Source organism: Saccharomonospora sp. (assembly GCF_027317685.1).
In the GTDB taxonomy this organism is placed as follows: domain Bacteria; phylum Actinomycetota; class Actinomycetes; order Mycobacteriales; family Pseudonocardiaceae; genus Saccharomonospora.
Genome location: NZ_DAHVQP010000013.1, coordinates 18,381 through 34,728 on the forward strand (window position 1 = coordinate 18,381; position 16,348 = coordinate 34,728).

At 67.3% G+C, this 16,348-nt stretch carries 19 protein-coding genes; 13 read left to right on the plus strand and 6 right to left on the minus strand.

The window, feature by feature from the left end; translation table 11 throughout:
- Position 1: 1 nt before the first annotated feature.
- On the minus strand, positions 2-805 hold the full coding sequence (locus M7H19_RS01030; RefSeq protein ID WP_298175899.1) for an ABC transporter permease: 804 nt from the start codon (positions 803-805) through the stop codon (positions 2-4).
- A gap of 473 nt (positions 806-1,278) precedes the next feature.
- Between M7H19_RS01030 and M7H19_RS01035 the strand changes: the two genes are divergently transcribed.
- From M7H19_RS01035 to M7H19_RS01045, 3 genes are all read left to right on the plus strand, one after another.
- A complete protein-coding gene (locus M7H19_RS01035; protein WP_298175901.1) occupies positions 1,279-1,902 on the plus strand; it encodes a hypothetical protein in 624 nt (207 codons plus the stop codon).
- A 137-nt stretch (positions 1,903-2,039) separates the two neighbouring features.
- Positions 2,040-3,533 carry a DUF6801 domain-containing protein gene (locus M7H19_RS01040; RefSeq protein WP_298175903.1) on the plus strand — a complete coding sequence of 498 codons (1,494 nt, stop codon included), beginning with the start codon at positions 2,040-2,042 and terminating at the stop codon, positions 3,531-3,533.
- A 41-nt stretch (positions 3,534-3,574) separates the two neighbouring features.
- Entirely contained in the window at positions 3,575-4,567 is a 993-nt protein-coding gene (locus tag M7H19_RS01045) for a hypothetical protein (RefSeq protein ID WP_298175905.1), read from the plus strand.
- 24 nt (positions 4,568-4,591) lie between these two features.
- On the opposite strand, the gene M7H19_RS01050 is transcribed toward M7H19_RS01045, so the two are convergent.
- Both M7H19_RS01050 and M7H19_RS01055 read right to left on the minus strand, forming a co-directional pair.
- A complete protein-coding gene (locus M7H19_RS01050; protein WP_298175907.1) occupies positions 4,592-5,302 on the minus strand; it encodes a SagB family peptide dehydrogenase in 711 nt (236 codons plus the stop codon).
- Positions 5,303-5,424: 122 nt separating this feature from the next.
- Positions 5,425-7,539: an ATP-binding domain-containing protein gene (locus M7H19_RS01055; RefSeq protein ID WP_298175909.1), complete on the minus strand. Its 2,115-nt coding sequence runs from the start codon at positions 7,537-7,539 to the stop codon at positions 5,425-5,427.
- Positions 7,540-7,648: 109 nt separating this feature from the next.
- On the opposite strand from M7H19_RS01055, the gene rsmD reads away from it, so the two are divergent.
- The 9 genes from rsmD to M7H19_RS01100 all read left to right on the plus strand — a co-directional run bounded on the left by rsmD (position 7,649) and on the right by M7H19_RS01100 (position 12,914).
- Positions 7,649-8,233: a 16S rRNA (guanine(966)-N(2))-methyltransferase RsmD gene (rsmD, locus tag M7H19_RS01060; protein WP_298175911.1), complete on the plus strand. Its 585-nt coding sequence runs from the start codon at positions 7,649-7,651 to the stop codon at positions 8,231-8,233.
- Positions 8,234-8,288: 55 nt separating this feature from the next.
- Positions 8,289-8,771 carry a pantetheine-phosphate adenylyltransferase gene (coaD, locus tag M7H19_RS01065; RefSeq protein ID WP_298175913.1) on the plus strand — a complete coding sequence of 161 codons (483 nt, stop codon included), beginning with the start codon at positions 8,289-8,291 and terminating at the stop codon, positions 8,769-8,771.
- 264 nt (positions 8,772-9,035) lie between these two features.
- Positions 9,036-9,725: a DivIVA domain-containing protein gene (locus M7H19_RS01070; protein WP_298175915.1), complete on the plus strand. Its 690-nt coding sequence runs from the start codon at positions 9,036-9,038 to the stop codon at positions 9,723-9,725.
- 117 nt (positions 9,726-9,842) lie between these two features.
- Complete coding sequence (locus tag M7H19_RS01075; RefSeq protein WP_298175917.1) at positions 9,843-10,445, plus strand: DUF177 domain-containing protein; 603 nt, start codon at positions 9,843-9,845, stop codon at positions 10,443-10,445.
- A gap of 81 nt (positions 10,446-10,526) precedes the next feature.
- Positions 10,527-10,709 (plus strand): 50S ribosomal protein L32, encoded by a 183-nt coding sequence (gene rpmF, locus M7H19_RS01080; protein WP_298175919.1) that lies wholly within the window; start codon positions 10,527-10,529, stop codon positions 10,707-10,709.
- A gap of 10 nt (positions 10,710-10,719) precedes the next feature.
- Entirely contained in the window at positions 10,720-11,472 is a 753-nt protein-coding gene (gene rnc / locus M7H19_RS01085) for a ribonuclease III (protein WP_298175921.1), read from the plus strand.
- Positions 11,473-11,478: 6 nt separating this feature from the next.
- Entirely contained in the window at positions 11,479-12,345 is an 867-nt protein-coding gene (gene mutM, locus M7H19_RS01090; protein ID WP_298175923.1) for a bifunctional DNA-formamidopyrimidine glycosylase/DNA-(apurinic or apyrimidinic site) lyase, read from the plus strand.
- 117 nt (positions 12,346-12,462) lie between these two features.
- Entirely contained in the window at positions 12,463-12,786 is a 324-nt protein-coding gene (locus M7H19_RS01095; RefSeq protein WP_298175925.1) for a PadR family transcriptional regulator, read from the plus strand.
- Positions 12,783-12,914 (plus strand): hypothetical protein, encoded by a 132-nt coding sequence (locus M7H19_RS01100; protein ID WP_298175951.1) that lies wholly within the window; start codon positions 12,783-12,785, stop codon positions 12,912-12,914. The genes M7H19_RS01095 and M7H19_RS01100 overlap by 4 nt, the downstream gene beginning before the upstream one ends.
- Positions 12,915-12,923: 9 nt before the next feature.
- On the opposite strand, the gene M7H19_RS01105 is transcribed toward M7H19_RS01100, so the two are convergent.
- From M7H19_RS01105 to M7H19_RS01115, 3 genes are all read right to left on the minus strand, one after another.
- Positions 12,924-13,445, minus strand: coding sequence for a general stress protein (locus M7H19_RS01105; RefSeq protein WP_298175927.1), 522 nt, complete (start codon positions 13,443-13,445; stop codon positions 12,924-12,926).
- Between the two features lie 112 nt (positions 13,446-13,557).
- Positions 13,558-14,850 (minus strand): ROK family protein, encoded by a 1,293-nt coding sequence (locus M7H19_RS01110; protein ID WP_298175929.1) that lies wholly within the window; start codon positions 14,848-14,850, stop codon positions 13,558-13,560.
- Between the two features lie 197 nt (positions 14,851-15,047).
- Positions 15,048-15,776: a hypothetical protein gene (locus M7H19_RS01115; RefSeq protein ID WP_298175931.1), complete on the minus strand. Its 729-nt coding sequence runs from the start codon at positions 15,774-15,776 to the stop codon at positions 15,048-15,050.
- A 200-nt stretch (positions 15,777-15,976) separates the two neighbouring features.
- Here M7H19_RS01115 and M7H19_RS01120 point away from each other — a divergent pair, with 200 nt between their 5' ends.
- Positions 15,977-16,282: an acylphosphatase gene (locus M7H19_RS01120; protein WP_298175948.1), complete on the plus strand. Its 306-nt coding sequence runs from the start codon at positions 15,977-15,979 to the stop codon at positions 16,280-16,282.
- The last annotated feature ends 66 nt before the right edge of the window (positions 16,283-16,348 follow it).

Here is a 16,348-nt window from a genome sequence, read left to right on the forward strand (position 1 = left end):
CTCACATTCCCTTCGGCGGCACGAGCTGCAGGTACACGGTCGTCAGCACGAAGTTGACGAGGAACAACAACAGGAACGTGATGACGACCGACTGGTTCACGGCGTCACCGACACCTTTCGGTCCGGCAGCCGGGTTGAGGCCGCGGTAGGCGGCGACGACACCGGCGACGAACCCGAAGATCAATGCTTTGATCTCGCCGATCCACAGGTCGGGCAGCTGAGCGAGCGCGGAGAAACTGGCGAGGTAGGCACCTGGGGTGCCGTCCTGCATGATCACGTTGAAGAAGTAGCCGCCACACACACCGACGACGCTGACCATGCCGTTGAGGAACACGGCGACCGCCATGGCGGCCAACACGCGGGGAACGACGAGCCGCTGCACCGGCGAGACCCCGAGTACTTCCAAAGCGTCGATCTCTTCGCGAATGGTGCGCGAACCCAGGTCAGCACACATGGCCGAGCCGCCCGCGCCCGCGATGAGCAGGGCGGTGACGATGGGGCTGGCCTGCTGGATGATGGCCAGCACGCTCGCCGCCCCGGTGAACGACTGGGCCCCGATCTGGGTCGTCAGCGACCCGACGTGCAGCGCGATCACCCCGCCGAACGGGATGGCCACCAGCGCGGTGGGCAGAATCGAGACGCTCGCGATGAACCAGAATTGCTGTACGAACTCACGGAATTGAAACGGCCTGCGAGGAATGTACCGCAGTACGTCGAGAGCGAGCGCGTACAGCCTGCCGGTCTGACGTAGTGCGGCAGCGCCGGGAAACGAACGCCCGCGTTCGCTGTCGACGTCGATGGCCACTCGCTGTCTCCTTCGGTCGGCGAAAACCGAATTCCATAAACTCATGGAACGACGGTTTTGTTCGTCGACACGCTTGTGTTGTGCGTGTGCTGACAATAACGCCGCACCGTGTCTTGTGGTTACGCTTGAATTCTAGTGCTTTCGTGACAAATTCCCGGGAAGTATTCGTGCTGCTGTGAGCATCCCGTACCCCCGCTGGGATCGGAACCGTTGGCATGCTCGCCAGGACAAAGTCCCGAGAGGATTTGATCGGATCATGACAATCGTTGCGCCGAACGAGCGAGTAAACCTTTCGGAAACATCGACATTTCTTGTTCACCGCTTGGTGAACGGCTAACGTACTGGCTGGTAGGTTGGTTCCTTCGCCTACCGGCAAGCATCGTCGGCCGATGTTCACCGCGGACTCGAGAACCACCGTCTTCCGCGTCGCTTGCTTTCGACCGTTCCCTGCTCCCGTTCGGAAAGGAATCGCTATGCGTAGGCGTGTTTCGGACATCGTCGCCACCACTGCCGCGGCAGCGCTCGCCCTCGGCTTCACCGCGATGTCGGTATCGGCCGAGCAGCAGGAGTGGATCGTCGACCCGGGCGGTGCGTACGAGGCCACCGCCGGCACGACAGTTCTGACCAACACCGCCAACGGTGTGCAGCTCACCTGCTCCGGGTCCGACGCGAGCGGGGTCCTGGAAGGCAGCGCGAGCGGTACTCCCGCACAGCTCGGCAGCATCGAGAACATCACCTTCGACGACTGCTCGGGTCCGTTGGGGCTGACCTTCGAAGTCGTTCCCGGCGGGGACGAGGACTGGACCATCAACGGCGAGTCCTACGCGGACGGTGTCACCACCGGATACATCGGCGGAGTGGTGGCCACCCTCACCGGCACCGGCTGTGAAGCCACCGTCGAAGGGGAGGCGCCCGGCACCTACGACAACGCCACCGACACGTTGGCTCCGGCACCGATCGAGGGGTCGGTGCATGAACTGGTGGTCACCTCCGTCGACTCGGGCGCGAACTGCTTCGGCCTGATCAGCGAGGGCGACACCGTGACGTTCGAGGCGTCGTACACCGTGACGCCGGGTCAGGACGTCATCCAGCAGTGATCTCGATGATCTCGATGACCTCGACGGCCTCGCGGCTGTACGAGTGAGCGGTCTGTCCGGTCGGTGCGCGGTTCGCGGCCGACCGGACAGACCTTCCCGAGGCCGACGGACTTCGGCTCCCGAGTGGAAGAGACAGCATGAAACGGACCCGGTTCGCCAGGCAACGTAAGGTGGCCCCCACCGTCGTGATTGGCGCGGTGGTGCTGGCGGGAGTGCTCGGCGTGCCGAGCGCCTCCGGCGGGCAGCCCGTGCCGGACGACGGCGCACGAGTGGAGCACGAGAGCGCGGAACTGCTCTACCACTGCGAAACGGGAACCCGGCAGCACGAGGTGAAGGTGTCGGTCGGGTTGTCGCTGCCCGAGTCGTCCCCGGTCGAGGCGACGGTCGAACCGACCGACGTGACGGTCCGGCTGGCATTGGGTGAGCCGGTCGTCGCCGAACTCGCCGAGCGCGGAGTGTCGTCGGTGACCGGCAGCACGCGGTTCAGTGCCTCGGTCGCGACCGAGGCGCAGGACGACGCCGTGCCGGGAGCCGTCGCGTTCCCCGAGCTGGCTATCGACTCGACACCGTTGCCGGACAACGGCGAACTGCGCGTGGCGGCCACCGGCGTCGGGCCCGAGATCACCCCCACCGTCCCCGGGGAACTGACGTTCTCGGCCGGTCGGCTCAACCTCATCCTCGGGTGGCAACCCGAGGAATCCGAGCCCGAAGCGGGTTCCGAGAACGGGCCGGACGACACCGACGACGGAAACCCCGACGACGGTCCGGAAACGGAGGTGCCCGCTGTCGCCTTCGACTGCGCGCCGGAATCAGGCCAGGACGTGACGATCGGATCCTTTGCGGTCCGTGGTGAGGCGCAAGAAGAACCGGGTGATGAGCAGCCGTCACCGACTCCCGGCGCCGAGGCGCCGTCTCCCGACGGCCGGGCTGCGCCGAAGAACGAAGTCGCGCAAGGGGAAGTCCCGGACGAGTGCGAGCAGATCAGCGACGAGGGCGTGGCCTGGTGCGCCTATCTCGGCGGGTACAGCAACATCGACGGATTGGGCGCGGCCAGCCGGATCGAGCCGGGAATCGTGAACCTGGCCGTGGGCTCGGCGATGTTGTGTGAAGACCGTCCGGGTTTCTGCCAGACGACCGTCGGCGAACTGAATTACCAGGGCAAGAAACAGTTCCCACCGAGCCGGAACCACTTCCACGCCTTTGATTTCATGCCCAACTCGGCGATGGTCGAACTGAGCCAACTGAGCCCGATGGAGATCGAGATCTTCTTCCTCCCGACTCCGCCGTACGACGGCCTGGTGACCGTCAACGTGGACATGTCCATTCGGGTCTACGACGTCGAGGTGAACGGTACCGCCTTGGAGGTCGGCGACAACTGCCGCACCGAAGAGCCGATGGGGGTCGTCCTGACGGCGACCTACCCGAGCTATGACGTCGACTCGGGCGGCATCCTCGACGGTTTCACCGATATCCCACCGTTCTCCGGATGCGGGAAGAACGGGGAGCTCGATGCGCTCATGACGGGACTGATCTCCGGCGAGGAATATTACGTGAAAATGACCCAGGGAGCGATCTGCGAGCTCCGTAACGGGAATGGTTGCCCGCCTCCTCACCCCGAATTGCAGCAATAGGGACGCTTTTTTGAAACGACGGATCACGAAGGAGAATCGCGATGAGGCCGAGAAGAGCGAGTGAGTCCTCACGACGGTCGAGACCCGGGCGTGGGGCGGTCGTCCTCGGCGGGACACTGGCCGCGGTCGCGCTGACCGCGGCGACGGTCTCGGCCCCGGCCGTGGCCGACGAAGCCGAGGCCGGTGTCACCGAATCCACATTGGCCGGCCAATGGGCGCCTTTCGACCGGTGCCCGGTGGACGATCCCGAGATGTTGGCCGCGGACGGCGCCGACCTGGCCGCGTTGTGCCTGGCGTCGTCGTCGGAGTCCGGGATGATGGTGATCGGGGAGAAGACCGTTCCCACCGCGGGTACCGACCTGCAGATGGGGCTTCTCGGCGACGGCGTCGATTACACGTCCGTGTCGCCCGAGGGCGCGGGTATCCGAGCCGAACCCGTGACCGTGCCAGGCGGACTGCTCAACCTCATGTGCCCCAGCGACATCCCCGTGCTCACGACCCTGTGCGAGAAAGCCGCCGACAGCAGACTCAACCGTGTGGTGGCCACCGTCGAACCCGCCGGCACACCCACGGACTTCAGTCTCGACGCCGGATTGTCCGTGGGACAGCCGATCGTCACCCTGCCGGTGAAGATCCGTCTCGACAACATTCTGCTCGGCGGTGACTGCTACATCGGTTCCGACGACGAGCCGATCCTGTTGCGTCCGCACAACACCGCCCAGCCCACGCTGGAACTCGTGCGTTACGCCCCCGATGGCACCGAGCAAGTGGACGGGGAGATGAGCAACATCGTCCTGTCCGGTGCCGACCAGGCCGATGACTCGTTCGCGGTGCCCGAGGCGAACGGCTGCGGGCTCTTCGGCGCACTCGACTGGGCCGTCAACGCGCAGTTGGGTCTGCCTTCGCCCGAGGGCGCCAACAGTCTCGTGCTCGATTCGGCCTCCACTGCGACCGGCGGTTTCTACAACCCGGCCGCCCACGCTCCCGACCAGGGCCGTCTGCTGGCCGACTACTGGCACGCCGCCGCTCGATGAGCCGAACCGGCCACCCCGTCGCACTCAGGCGGGGTGGCCCGTGGCGAACAACATCGTGGGGATCTCGTTCTCCGACAGTCCTAACAGGGCGCTCAGCGCCGCGTCGTCGAAACCGGCGACAGCGCAGCCCGCCAGTCCCAGGGCCGTGTTCACCAGGTACAGGTTCTGCACGGCCACACCCGAGTCCACATGCAGTGTCCGGTAGTGTCGCAGCGGGTACGTGCCGAACGCCACGTCGAGACGCGCCGTTATGGCCACGGTGACGGCCGCGTGCCAGGCGAACTCGTCCTGCAGGTACACCTGCTCCAGCTCCGGTCCCGGGTCGGTCTCGGTGAGCTGCACCAATTCGTGCGACACCGGTTCGTAGCGGTACACGCCCCGGTCCAGCCCCGTCACGCGCCGCACCACGGCGTAGGCGCGGAGGATGTCCAGCCCTCCCGCGCTGGGGGCCATGCTCAACGGGTATTCCTCCACGCCGTAGGCGGGGACGAACCGCTGCACGCCCATCGAGAACCGCAGTAGCGCGCTCAGCGCCGTCAGCGTGAGGTCGTCGTAGGAGTACTCGTACGACGAGTGCCGCCGCGCCAGGGTCGCCACCAGTCCCGCCTTGGGAGGGCGGACATCCGGTAGCGGGATGCGTCTGGCCAGCGGCAACGGTTCCACCGGCACGGGCCGTTGCGTGTTCAGCAGGCGATGCACCGCCAGCGCACGTTCGGTGGTTTCCTGAGGATTCACAACGGCTCCCGCCGCTTCACCACGTCACCGACCACGGCCGCATCGTAACTCGTTCGGGTGGTTCGTTGCGGAGGATCGGGAAAGCTGAGCATGTCCGGCCGACGTCGACCGGCTCGCGCCGGTCATTCCTCGGGCGTCAGCCAGTCGTCGTCGGAGGCCAGCACCGTGAGCTGCTGGGTGGCCCGGGTCAACGCCACGTACAGCACCCGCCGTCCCGTCAGCGACTCGGTGACCAGCTCCGTAGGCTCCACCAGCACCACCGCGTCGTATTCCAGGCCCTTCGAGTCGAGACTGCCGACCACCTTCAGTCGGTCGTCGTGACTCGCCAGCCAACGGCTGACCTCGGGGACCCGGTCCATGGCGCAGATCACGCCCACGGTGCCCTCGACGTCGTCGAGGAGCTCCTTGGCCGCCAACTGAGTGGCGTCCTCCAGGGTGTCCGGCTCGACCCGGCGGATCTGTGGGGGAACTCCCGTGGTCCGTACCGCGCGCGGCAACTCGTCCGGTTGCGCGTGGCCAGCCACCACCCGCGAAGCGAGCTCGAAGATCTCCGCCGAGTTCCGGTAGTTGGTGCGCAGCGCGTAGCGTCTGCGCTTGGTGCGCGCCCCGAACGCCTGGTTCCGCGCCGTCGCAGCCTCCTCGGGGTCCGGCCACGAGCTCTGCACGGGGTCGCCCACCACGGTCCAGCTCGCGTACTTGCCGCGGCGGCCCACCATGCGCCACTGCATGGGGGACAGGTCCTGTGCCTCGTCCACGACGATGTGGGAGTACTCGTCGTAGTGCTCGGGCCGGCGGCGAGGCCCCTCCTGCTGTTCCAGTTCCGGTTCCGAGCCCCGCCTGCGCCGTCGTTTCGGCGGTGGGCCGAGCAGTACCCGCAACTCGTCGAGCAGGGCGATGTCGGCCACCGTCCACTCGCGATCCCGGTCGGCCAGCGACCGGGACAGCAGAGTGATCTCCTCGGCTTTCAGCACGTTCCTCGCCGCGCGCGCCAGTCGGCGCTCGTCACCGAGCCACCGCAGCACCTGCGCGGGATACAGCACCGGCCACCACGTCACGAGGAATCGGTGGAAGTCGATGCGTTCACCCAGCTCGGTGATCAACTCGTTCCGGTCGATGGTGCGGCCGTCGGCGCTCGCGTACTCCTCCGCCTTGTCCGCCAACGCTTCCAGCAATGCCTCGGCTGCCCGGACGCGCGAGCGGTTCGGCGGGTGCGAGTAGCTGTGCACCTTGCGTCGCACCTTGTCGAGTTCCTTGGCGTTCAGCTTCAGGACCTCGCCCTTGTAGACGATCCTCATCTCGGTGGGGGCGTCCGGCGGGGTGTCCCGCAGCGCCTTGCCGAGCACCTTCCGCATCCGCAGCGAGCCCTTGATGGCCGCCAACGGCGCGGGGTCGTGGCGGGTGGCGTCCAGTCCGTCCAGCACCTGGCCCAGTGAACGCAGTTCGACGTTGGTCTCGCCCATCGACGGAAGGACACGGGAGATGTAGTTCGTGAACACTCCCGACGGGCCCACCACGAGGACGCCCGCGCCCCCGAGCTGACGCCGGTAGCGGTACAGCAGGTACGCGGCTCGGTGCAGTGCCACCGCCGTCTTCCCGGTGCCCGGACCGCCGGTGATCTCGGTCACCCCGCGCCACGGGGCGCGGATGACCTCGTCCTGTTCCTTCTGGATGGTGGCGACGATGTCGCGCATCGTGTCGCCCCGCGAACGGCCCAGCGCCGCCATCAACGCGCCTTCGCCGACCACGTTCATGTCGTCCGGAACCGCTTCCGGCATCAAGACGTCGTCGTCGATGTCGAGCACCGACTGTCCCGAGCAGCGGATCACCCGGCGGCGCACCACGTCCATCGGTTCCTCGGCCGTCGCCTGGTAGAACGCCGCCGCCGCCGGCGCCCGCCAGTCGGTGACGAGGTTGTTGAACTCCGCGTCCCGAATGCCGAGCCGTCCGACGTAGACGGGTTCCGAACTGCTGTGGTCGAGCTTGCCGAACACCAGACCCTCGTACTCGGCGTCCAACGTCTGGAGGGTCTGGTTGGCGTGGAACACCATCATGTCGCGCTCGTACAGCATCGAAGCCTGCTCGAACACGGCTTCCCGCTGCGCGCCACGGCCCAGCTCGTAGCCGCGGGCACGCATGGCCTCGGCCTGTGCACGCAACTCCGCGAGCCGGGCGTACACCCGGTCCACGTGTCTTTGTTCGATGGCGATCTCGGCCCGTCTGACCCGGGACTCCGACACTCGCGCTCCTCGCACTCCTCGCCTCGGAAAGGGTGAAGAACGACTTTACGCGATGGCCGAGCGGCCCCGACCGCGTCCCGCCTTTCGGGCCGGGTGCGAGCATGGGGGCGTGACAAGGATCGTGGCAGGCAGGGCTGGTGGGCGGACGCTGCGGGTTCCGCCCAGGGGAACCAGACCGACGACGGAGCTCGTGCGGGAGGCGCTGTTCAGCTCTCTCGAATCCGCGGGCGAGTTGGACGGCGTGCGCGTGCTCGACCTGTACTCGGGGTCCGGGGCCCTGGGGTTGGAGGCGCTGTCGCGCGGCGCGCGGGAGGCGGTGTTCGTGGAGGCCGACCGGACCGCGGCCGAGATCCTGCGCGGCAACATCGCCCGTGTCGGGCTCGGTGGTGTGGTGCGCCAAGGCAAAGTCGAGACCGTGGTGTCCGAGCCCGCGCCCGAGCCGTTCGAGTTGGTGTTGGCCGACCCGCCCTACGCGGTCGACGCTAAGACCCTGGGCGTGGTGTTGACCCGCCTGGTCGAGGGTGGCTGGCTCGCGCCCGACGCGTTGGTGGTGGTCGAACGCCGCTTGCGGGACGGCCCCCCACACTGGCCGGAGACGTTGCGGGTGCTGCGGACCCGCCGTTACGGCGACAACGGGTTGTTCCGCGCCGAGTATCCGGCCGAGTGGAGTCGGGGTAAGGCCGGGACCGAGTGAGAGCCGTTGCTCACATCTTGCGCACGACTCCGCCGCGCTTGGTAGCGTCCGCGCCATGCGGCGAGCGGTCTGTCCCGGTTCCTACGATCCAGCGACCAACGGGCACCTCGACATCATCGAACGCGCCGCCGCGCTGTTCGACGAGGTCGTCGTGGCCGTGCTCATCAACAAGAAGAAGCAGGGGCTGTTCACCATCGACGAACGGCTCGACATGCTGCGCAAGGTCACGCAGGGCCTGCCGAACGTGCGCGTGGATTCCTGGCACGGCCTGCTCGTGGACTACTGCCGCGAGCACGACATCGCCGCCATCGCCAAGGGCCTGCGTTCGGTCAGCGACTTCGATTACGAGTTGCAGATGGCGCAGATGAACCGGGAGCTGAGCGGGGTGGAGACGTTGCTGATGTCGAACAACCCGGCGTACAGCTTCCTGTCGAGCTCGTTGGTCAAGGAGGTCGCCACCTACGGCGGCGACGTCACTGACATGGTTCCCCCCATCGTCCACGAGCGACTCAAGGCGAAACTCGCCGAGCAGTCCTGACCCCGCGCACTTCGTGTCCGCAGCCTGTGTAGTCGTGTCCGCAGTCTGCGTAGCCGTGTCCGCACCGCACGCTGCGGACACGACCGGCGACCGTGGCGCGGGACGAAGCGAACACCGCCGAACACCGCCGGACCCTGCCGGATACGGCCCGGGGCACCTTGCGTAGTCGGTGGGACACGCCTGGCACGGTGATTACCACCAATCGGGCGGTGAAGGCGGCAGACTAGTGCCGTCGCGTGGAATCGATGCCGCGAGGGAGTTGCCGTGTACCGGGTTTTCGAGGCGCTCGACGAGCTCGTCACGATCGTCGAAGAGGCTCGTGGGGTCCCGATGACGTCGAGTTGTGTCGTCCCGCGGGGGGACGTACTGGAACTGCTCGACGATATCCGTGACGCCCTGCCCGGCGAGGTGGACGACGCCCAGGACGTCCTGGACAAGCGCGACGAGATCATCCGCAACGCCCGCGAGCAGGCCGACGAGACGATCAGCTCCGCCAGCGCCGAGGCGGAACGGCTGATGGAGGAGGCTCGCGCGCACGCCGAGCGGATCCTGGCCGAGGCCCGCGACGACGCTGACCGCACGATCGCCGAGGGGGAGGCCGAGTACGCCGAGGTCACCGAGCGTGCCCGCACGGAGGCCGACCGCATGGTGCAGGCCGGTCGGGATGCTTACGAACGCGCCGTCGAGGACGGCAAGCGCGAGCAGGCGCGTCTGGTGTCCCAGACGGAGGTCGTGCAGGCCGCGCATGACGAGGCCGCTCGCATCATCGACGAGGCGCACGAGGAAGCCGATCGGCAGCGCGCCGACTGCGATGCGTATGTGGACGGCAAACTCGCGGAGTTCTCCGATCTGCTCTCCACCACTTTGCGCACGGTCGATTCGGGCCGTAATCACCTGCGTTCGCCGCTGCCGCCCCCCGCGCGTCAGACGATCTACGACTATCAGGCCCAGTGACGCCCGATCTCGCGTACCCTGAGGGAGACGGCTGGCCCCGCGTCGACTCCGAGGCTCGGTCGTGCCTGTTTTGATTGTTTCGCGAATCGCGCAGAAAGCCACGCAGAAGAAACCCTGATGTCTGAAGAGACCCCCAGCCCGCAGCGTGCCGACGCACGCAATCCGTGGTTGTTCGACACCCATGAACTGAGCCGCCGCGCCGGTTCGAGTTTCCACCTGCAGCGGAAGCTGCCCGTCCCGACGACGCTCGGCGTGCCCGAGGTCATCGAGGTGCCCGAGGGTTCGATGGTGGAGGTGGACCTCCTGCTGGAGTCGGTCGTCGAGGGTGTGCTGGTGAGTGGCACCGCGTCGACCGCGACCCAGGGGCAGTGTTCGCGTTGCCTCGACCCGGTGGCGGGTGCGGTCGAGGTGAGCGTCACCGAGTTGTTCGCCTACCCGGATTCGGCGACGGACGAGACCACCGACTCCGACGAGGTCAGCAGGATCGTCGACGACTGGATCGACCTGGAGCCGCTGGTGCGGGACGCCATCGTCCTCGCGCTCCCGTTGGTCCCGTTGTGCAGCGAGGACTGCCAGGGATTGTGCTCCGGTTGCGGTATGAAATGGGCCGAGCTCGAGCCCGGACACGGGCATGAGACTATAGATCCTCGGTGGGCCGCGCTGGTGCAGCGCCTGGAGGAGACTCCGGGTGGCGACACGGCCAGCGGCTCCGACCGGTAAACCTGTCGGACAGTCCCTGTTCGACCGTATTCGCAAGACCGCTCGCTGCTTGCGAGCAGACCTGTGTGAGGAGACCCAGCCGTGGCCGTCCCCAAGCGGAAGATGTCGCGTTCCAACACTCGCTCGCGCCGCTCGCAGTGGAAGGCGAGCCCGGTGCAGCTGGTGCCCTGCCAGAACCGTGCGTGCCGGCAGCTGAAGCCGCAGCACGTCGCCTGCCCGACGTGTGGCCAGTACGGCGGCCGTCAGGTTGTCGAGCCTGCGTAAGGTCGTCGGTATGGGGGGTAAGTCGCCAACTGGACCGACAGCCGATCCCACTTCCCTTCTCGAAGCGCTTGGTGTCGATCTCGACAGCGAGCTGCTGACTCTCGCCCTGACGCACCGGTCGTACGCCTACGAGAACGGCGGGCTCCCGCCGAACGAGCGACTGGAGTTCCTCGGCGACGCGGTGCTGGGGCTGGTGGTCACCGATCACCTGTACCGTCAGCACCCGGATCTGCCTGAGGGACAGTTGGCGAAGCTGCGTGCCAGCGTGGTGAACATGCACGCGTTGGCCGGAGTGGCGCGGGGTCTCGGGGAGGGAGGTCTCGGGGCGCACCTGCTGCTCGGTAAGGGGGAGGAACTCACCGGCGGTAGGGATAAGGCGAGCATCCTCGCCGACGGTCTCGAGGCCGTCATCGGTGCCGTCTACCTGCAGCACGGCATCGAGACCGCTCGATCGCTGGTGCATCGCCTGTTCGGCAAGCTGCTCGCCGAGGCACCGCGTAGGGGGGCCGGCCTGGACTGGAAGACCAGTCTCCAGGAGCTCACCGCGTCGGCGGGTCTCGGTGTGCCCGAGTACAAGGTCGCGGACACCGGGCCCGATCACCGCAAGGAGTTCAGCGCGGTGGTCCTCGTCAGCGGCCGGGATCTCGGGCACGGTGACGGCACCACCAAGAAGGAGGCCGAGCAGAAGGCCGCCGAGGCCGCTTGGCGCGCGCTCGACGAGGAGCTGACGGCCTCGGGTGAGGCCGAGGAGCAGGTGGAGTAGCGGCGCGTGCCCGAGCTGCCTGAGGTCGAGGTCGTGCGGGTGGGTCTCGAAGAGCATCTGGTCGGGCGGGTCGTCTCGTCGGTCGAGGTGTTACATCCGAGGGCGATCCGTCGGCACGTGCCGGGCGAGGCCGATTTCGTCGGCCGTCTCGTCGGCTCGAAGATCACGGCGGTTCGTCGTCGGGGCAAGTACTTGTGGTGGGAGCTGGCCGACGGCACGGCCGTGCTCGCGCACCTCGGGATGAGCGGCCAGATGTTGATTCAGCCGCAGAATGAGGCCGACGAGAAGCATCTGCGGGTGCGGATCGAGTTCGCCGACGGCGGGCCGGAACTGCGGTTTGTGGATCAACGTACCTTCGGTGGGCTGTCGCTGTGGGATCTGGTGGAGGTCGACGGCACGGTGCTGCCTTCGGCCGTGTCCCACATCGCCCGTGACCCGATGGACCCGTTGTTCGACATCGCGGCCGTGGCTCGTGCGTTGCGGGCGCGTCGCACCGAGGCCAAACGCGCGTTGCTCGACCAGACCTTGGTGTCCGGGGTCGGCAACATCTATGCCGATGAGGCGTTGTGGCGGGTCGGGTTGCATTGGGCCCGGCCCGCGGACCGCCTCACTGTGGCGCAGGCGCGTGATGTGTTGACGGCCGCGACCGAGGTGATGGCCGAGGCGTTGCGGGTGGGTGGCACGTCGTTCGACGCGCTCTATGTCAACGTCAACGGCGAGTCGGGGTACTTCTCCCGTTCCCTCGACGCCTATGGCAGGGAGGGCGAGCCCTGTCGTCGCTGTGGTTCGGCGATCGTGCGTGAGGCGTTCATGAACCGGTCGTCGTTCCACTGCCCGCGTTGTCAGCCGAAGCCGCGTTCGCGGCGGCGCTGAGCGGTTTCTCGATATCCCGCGATCTCTTCGACATGCACCGACCCGCTCTATTTTTTATTTTTTGCACACTACTGTGCATTGCGTGGTACTGCTCACAGCATAGGAAGGGTGGGGCCGGTGGAAACGAGTCAACTGCTGAAGGGCGTGCTCGACCTCGCGGTTCTGGCGGTGCTGCGGCACGAGGACGGCTACGGCTACGAAGTGGTGCGCAGGCTGCGCCAGGCGGGACTGGAGGAGGTCGGGGACGCCTCCGTGTACGGCACGCTGCGGCGGCTGTACAAAGCCGGGCTGCTGACCACGTACGTCGTGGCCAGTGAGGAAGGCCCTCACCGCAAGTACTACGGCCTCAACGAGCTGGGCCGTGCGCGGCTCGCCGAGTCGGTGAAGACGTGGAGGGGTTTCGCGGCCACCATGGAGCATCTGTTGGGAGAGGAACCATGAGTACACACACTCAGCCCACTGTTCGCGCCTATCTGGCCTGTGTGCGGACGGCGTTGGCGGACCTGCCGGCCGGCGAGATCGACGAGGTGCCGTTCACCGTGGCCGTGCCCGGTATGCCCAGTGAATGAGGCGGTCCGTCAGAAATCGCGTTGTCCCGACATCGCCAGCTGCGCCAGCAGGTTGCGTCCGCTCTCGGCGTTGCGTGGCTGACACAGCACGTCGTAGCGGCGGGCCACCAGCTGGCTGTGGGAGATGAAGTTACGACGCTTCCGCGCGACCGCGTAGTTCGCAGCGGCGAACGCCACCCCGAAGCCCATACCGGAGAGCAGGCCGATGAAGATGGCCGTGAATGCGGGGCCGGGCGAGAACAGACTGAGCAGCAACCCGACGAACAGACCGAACCATGCACCGGACATGGCTCCGCCGCCGAGCACCCTGCCCCAGGTCAGCCGCCCGGCGACGCGCTCGACCAGCAACGGGTCCACGCCGACGATCGTCACGTCCTGCACGGGAAAGTCCTTGCCGGCGAGGTGGTCGACCGCGCGCTGCGCTTCCGCGTAGGTGTCGTAGGAGCCGATGGGCCAGCCCGTGGGCATGGTCGGCAGCCCCGATGCCTGGGGCGTCGGAGAGAACGCCGTCTGGGAAAACGCGTGGGTCATGCTTTCACCTCTGCGGTGACGCTGGTTGTGCTCTACATCAGTATCAACGTCACCGGAGGGTCGATCAGTGCCCGGAGGGGCGCAGTTCACAGTGAGACGGCGTGACGGAGCGTCACGCGGGTGTCAGTCCCTGCCGGGTGCCGTTCGTTCCGTGCATGTCGGCGATGCCGCTGGGGGAGCCCGCGGGAAGCCATTTACCGAAGTGCCGTACGGAGAACAGCTCGTCGAGCACCATGTAGGCGGCGCCCACGAGCCCTCCTTCCTCGCCGAGGCGCGCGTTCTCGATGCGTAGTTCGCGTGTGGACAGGGGAAGGGATCGGCGGTAGATGGTCTCGCGGATGATGGCGAGGAACAGGTCCCCCGCTTCCGCGACCTTGCCTCCGAGCAGGATGGTGGAGGGGTTGTAGAAGTTCACCAACGTGGCGAGCATGGCGCCGATGCGTCTGCCCGCGGCCACGAGCAGTTGTACCGCGTGGTGATCGCCCGCGCTCGCCGCGGTGGTGACGTCGGCGGCCGTGACGGTCCCTTTGGTGTTCAGGATCGCGGTGAGGACGGGGCTTTCCCCTGATCGTGCCAGCTCTTCGCCGTCTCTTGCGAGTGCGGCCCCTCCGGCGACGGCTTCGAGACAGCCGGTCTTGCCGCAGCGACACACCACGGTGTTGTCGTCGGAGACGGCCGCGTGGCCGATGTCGCCCGCGCAGCCCTGAGCGCCGCGGTGCAATTGTCCGTTGTGGCTGATGCCCGCGCCGATTCCGGTGCCGATCTTGACGTAGAGCAGGTCCCCGAGTCCGTCGGACAGGCCGGGGGTGCGGAGTTCGCCGAGGCACAGCAGGTTGACCTCGTTGTCCACCCACACAGGAGCGTTGTATCGCGCGGCGAGTCGTTCGCGGACGGGATAGTTGTTCCAGCCGGGCATGATCGGTGGTTCGGACGGGCGGGCGGTGGCGAATTCCACGGGGCCCGGCAGCCCGAGGCCGACACCCCACACGTCGGACGGCGAGCCGTGGATCTCCCGCAGCAGGTCGTCGAGTGTGGACTCGACTTCGGCGAGCACGGGATCGGGGCCTTGGGCGATGTCGCAGTCCCGGTGCCGTTTGGTGAGCACCGTGCCCATGAGGTCGGTGATGCCCGCTGTGAAGCCGGTGGCGCCGAGTTCGGCGGTGAGGATGCGACCGGCGTCCTTGCGGAAGCGCAGAGTCCTCGCCTGCCGTCCTCCGGTGGAGGGGTTGAGGTCACCCTCCTCCAACAGGCCCGCGTCGAGGAGCGTGGTCGTGCGTTGGGTGATGGCTGTTCTGCCGAGGCCGGTGCGCTGGCTCAGCGCGGGACGGGTATCGGCGATTCCGCTACGTACAAGGTCGAGCAGACGTGCGTAACTCTCCAGCAACTCTGCACTGGGCTCATCCACCGGCGGACCCCCTTATGTCTGAGTCCGCCCATCATATCGTTGGTAGAGCAAAACTTCTGTTCATCTCAGACGTTAGCGTGTAGATCGAATACTTAAGGGGGTATTCGAGGTGGTCTCGGTTATGGAGAAGGCCGCGAAAAGCGGAACGTGATTACGCCGTTCAGGCGACAGGGATGACGCAGTGTGTTTAGAAGTGTTTAGAAGGTGGTCGTCGTCGACGTGACCGACGGTGTGGGGCTGGGCGGCGCCGTCGGTGAATCGTTTCGACTCGTGCTGGTGGAGGAGACCGTGGGCGCACCGCTGGGAGAGGTGCCCCCACCGGACGTGGAGGTGGGCTCACCGCTGGGTTCGGGGTCCGGTGAGCCGGTGGGGTCGGGCTCGGGTTCGGGTTCCGGCTCGGGTTCGGGCTCGGGCTCGGACGGACTCGATGGACCATCCGTCGGCTTCGACGGGTGCGGACCCGGGGTCGAGGAGGACGAACTCTCCGTCGGCCTCGGCAGAGGGCTGCTCTCGTCGCCGCCGTCGGGAGAGGACGATCCGCCGGCCGGGGGCGCCTGCGTCGGCGAGTGGACCGACGTGCGCGTGTGGCCGTTCTCGTCGGTGGTGATGACCGTGGTGGGTGCGTCGGAGCTGGGCAGATTGCCGGTCACCGCGACACCGTCGATGACGACGGTGGTTTCGGCGGGCACGGCCTGGCCCGGAACGAGCTCGGCGGCACCTCCGCCCGTGGGCTGGCTGGTCTCGGCCGTCGGGTGCTGCGCGGACGGGTCATCGGGCTGGATGACCTGCGCGACGGTCGCGAACACCGTGCACAGCGCGAGGCCACTGGCGGCGAGGGCGAGATAGCCCGAACGAGGAAGCCGCCCCGTGGACTCGGGGGGCGGTGCGACCTGGTCGCGCGGCGGCTGCCCTGGCGAGTTGGTCATACCTGACTCCTTCGACAGATGCCGACAGATGTCCCCGAGTCTTGCGCGGCACCGTATCACCAGCGCTGATCCGGTCGCGAACGCACTCACTCGCGTGAGTAGGCCACGTCACTGTGCAGGTCGCCGTGTTTCACCGTGCCTCGCGGTGTCTCGCCGTGTCTCGCCGTGTCACCGTCCGCCCGCTGCGGCACGATGTCGGTGTGGACAGTGCGCGCGAGGAGAGTGCTGCGACCGAGCCGGTGCGTCTGACAGCGTGGGTGCACGGCCTGGTCCAGGGCGTGGGTTTCCGCTGGTGGACACGCAGCCGGGCGTTGGAACTGGGGCTTGTGGGCAAGGCGACGAACCTGGCGGACGGTCGCGTGGAGGTCGTCGCGGAGGGACCGAGGGACGCGTGCGAGCGCCTGCTGGCCGCGCTGCGTTCCGGGCAGACACCCGGTCGAGTGGACCACGTGGCGCAGCGGTGGTCGGAGCCGAAGGGCAACCTGACGGGTTTCGTCGAGCGCTGAGTCCGAACCGCCCGAACTGCCCGAGTCGTCCCACCGTCCGGTCGCCGGTCGGGCGTGCCACGCCGA

Excerpts from the sequence above, each read along its gene's own strand:
- M7H19_RS01045 (WP_298175905.1), top strand. The coding sequence starts at position 3,575 with ATGAGGCCGAGAAGAGCGAGTGAGTCCTCACGACGGTCGAGACCCGGG.
- M7H19_RS01075 (WP_298175917.1), top strand. The coding sequence starts at position 9,843 with ATGTCTGAAGAGACCCCCAGCCCGCAGCGTGCCGACGCACGCAATCCG.
- M7H19_RS01100 (WP_298175951.1), top strand. The coding sequence starts at position 12,783 with ATGAGTACACACACTCAGCCCACTGTTCGCGCCTATCTGGCCTGTGTG.
- M7H19_RS01040 (WP_298175903.1), top strand. The coding sequence starts at position 2,040 with ATGAAACGGACCCGGTTCGCCAGGCAACGTAAGGTGGCCCCCACCGTC.
- M7H19_RS01035 (WP_298175901.1), top strand. The coding sequence starts at position 1,279 with ATGCGTAGGCGTGTTTCGGACATCGTCGCCACCACTGCCGCGGCAGCG.
- M7H19_RS01115 (WP_298175931.1), bottom strand. The coding sequence starts at position 15,776 with ATGACCAACTCGCCAGGGCAGCCGCCGCGCGACCAGGTCGCACCGCCC.
- M7H19_RS01105 (WP_298175927.1), bottom strand. The coding sequence starts at position 13,445 with ATGACCCACGCGTTTTCCCAGACGGCGTTCTCTCCGACGCCCCAGGCA.
- coaD (WP_298175913.1), top strand. The coding sequence starts at position 8,289 with ATGCGGCGAGCGGTCTGTCCCGGTTCCTACGATCCAGCGACCAACGGG.
- rnc (WP_298175921.1), top strand. The coding sequence starts at position 10,720 with ATGGGGGGTAAGTCGCCAACTGGACCGACAGCCGATCCCACTTCCCTT.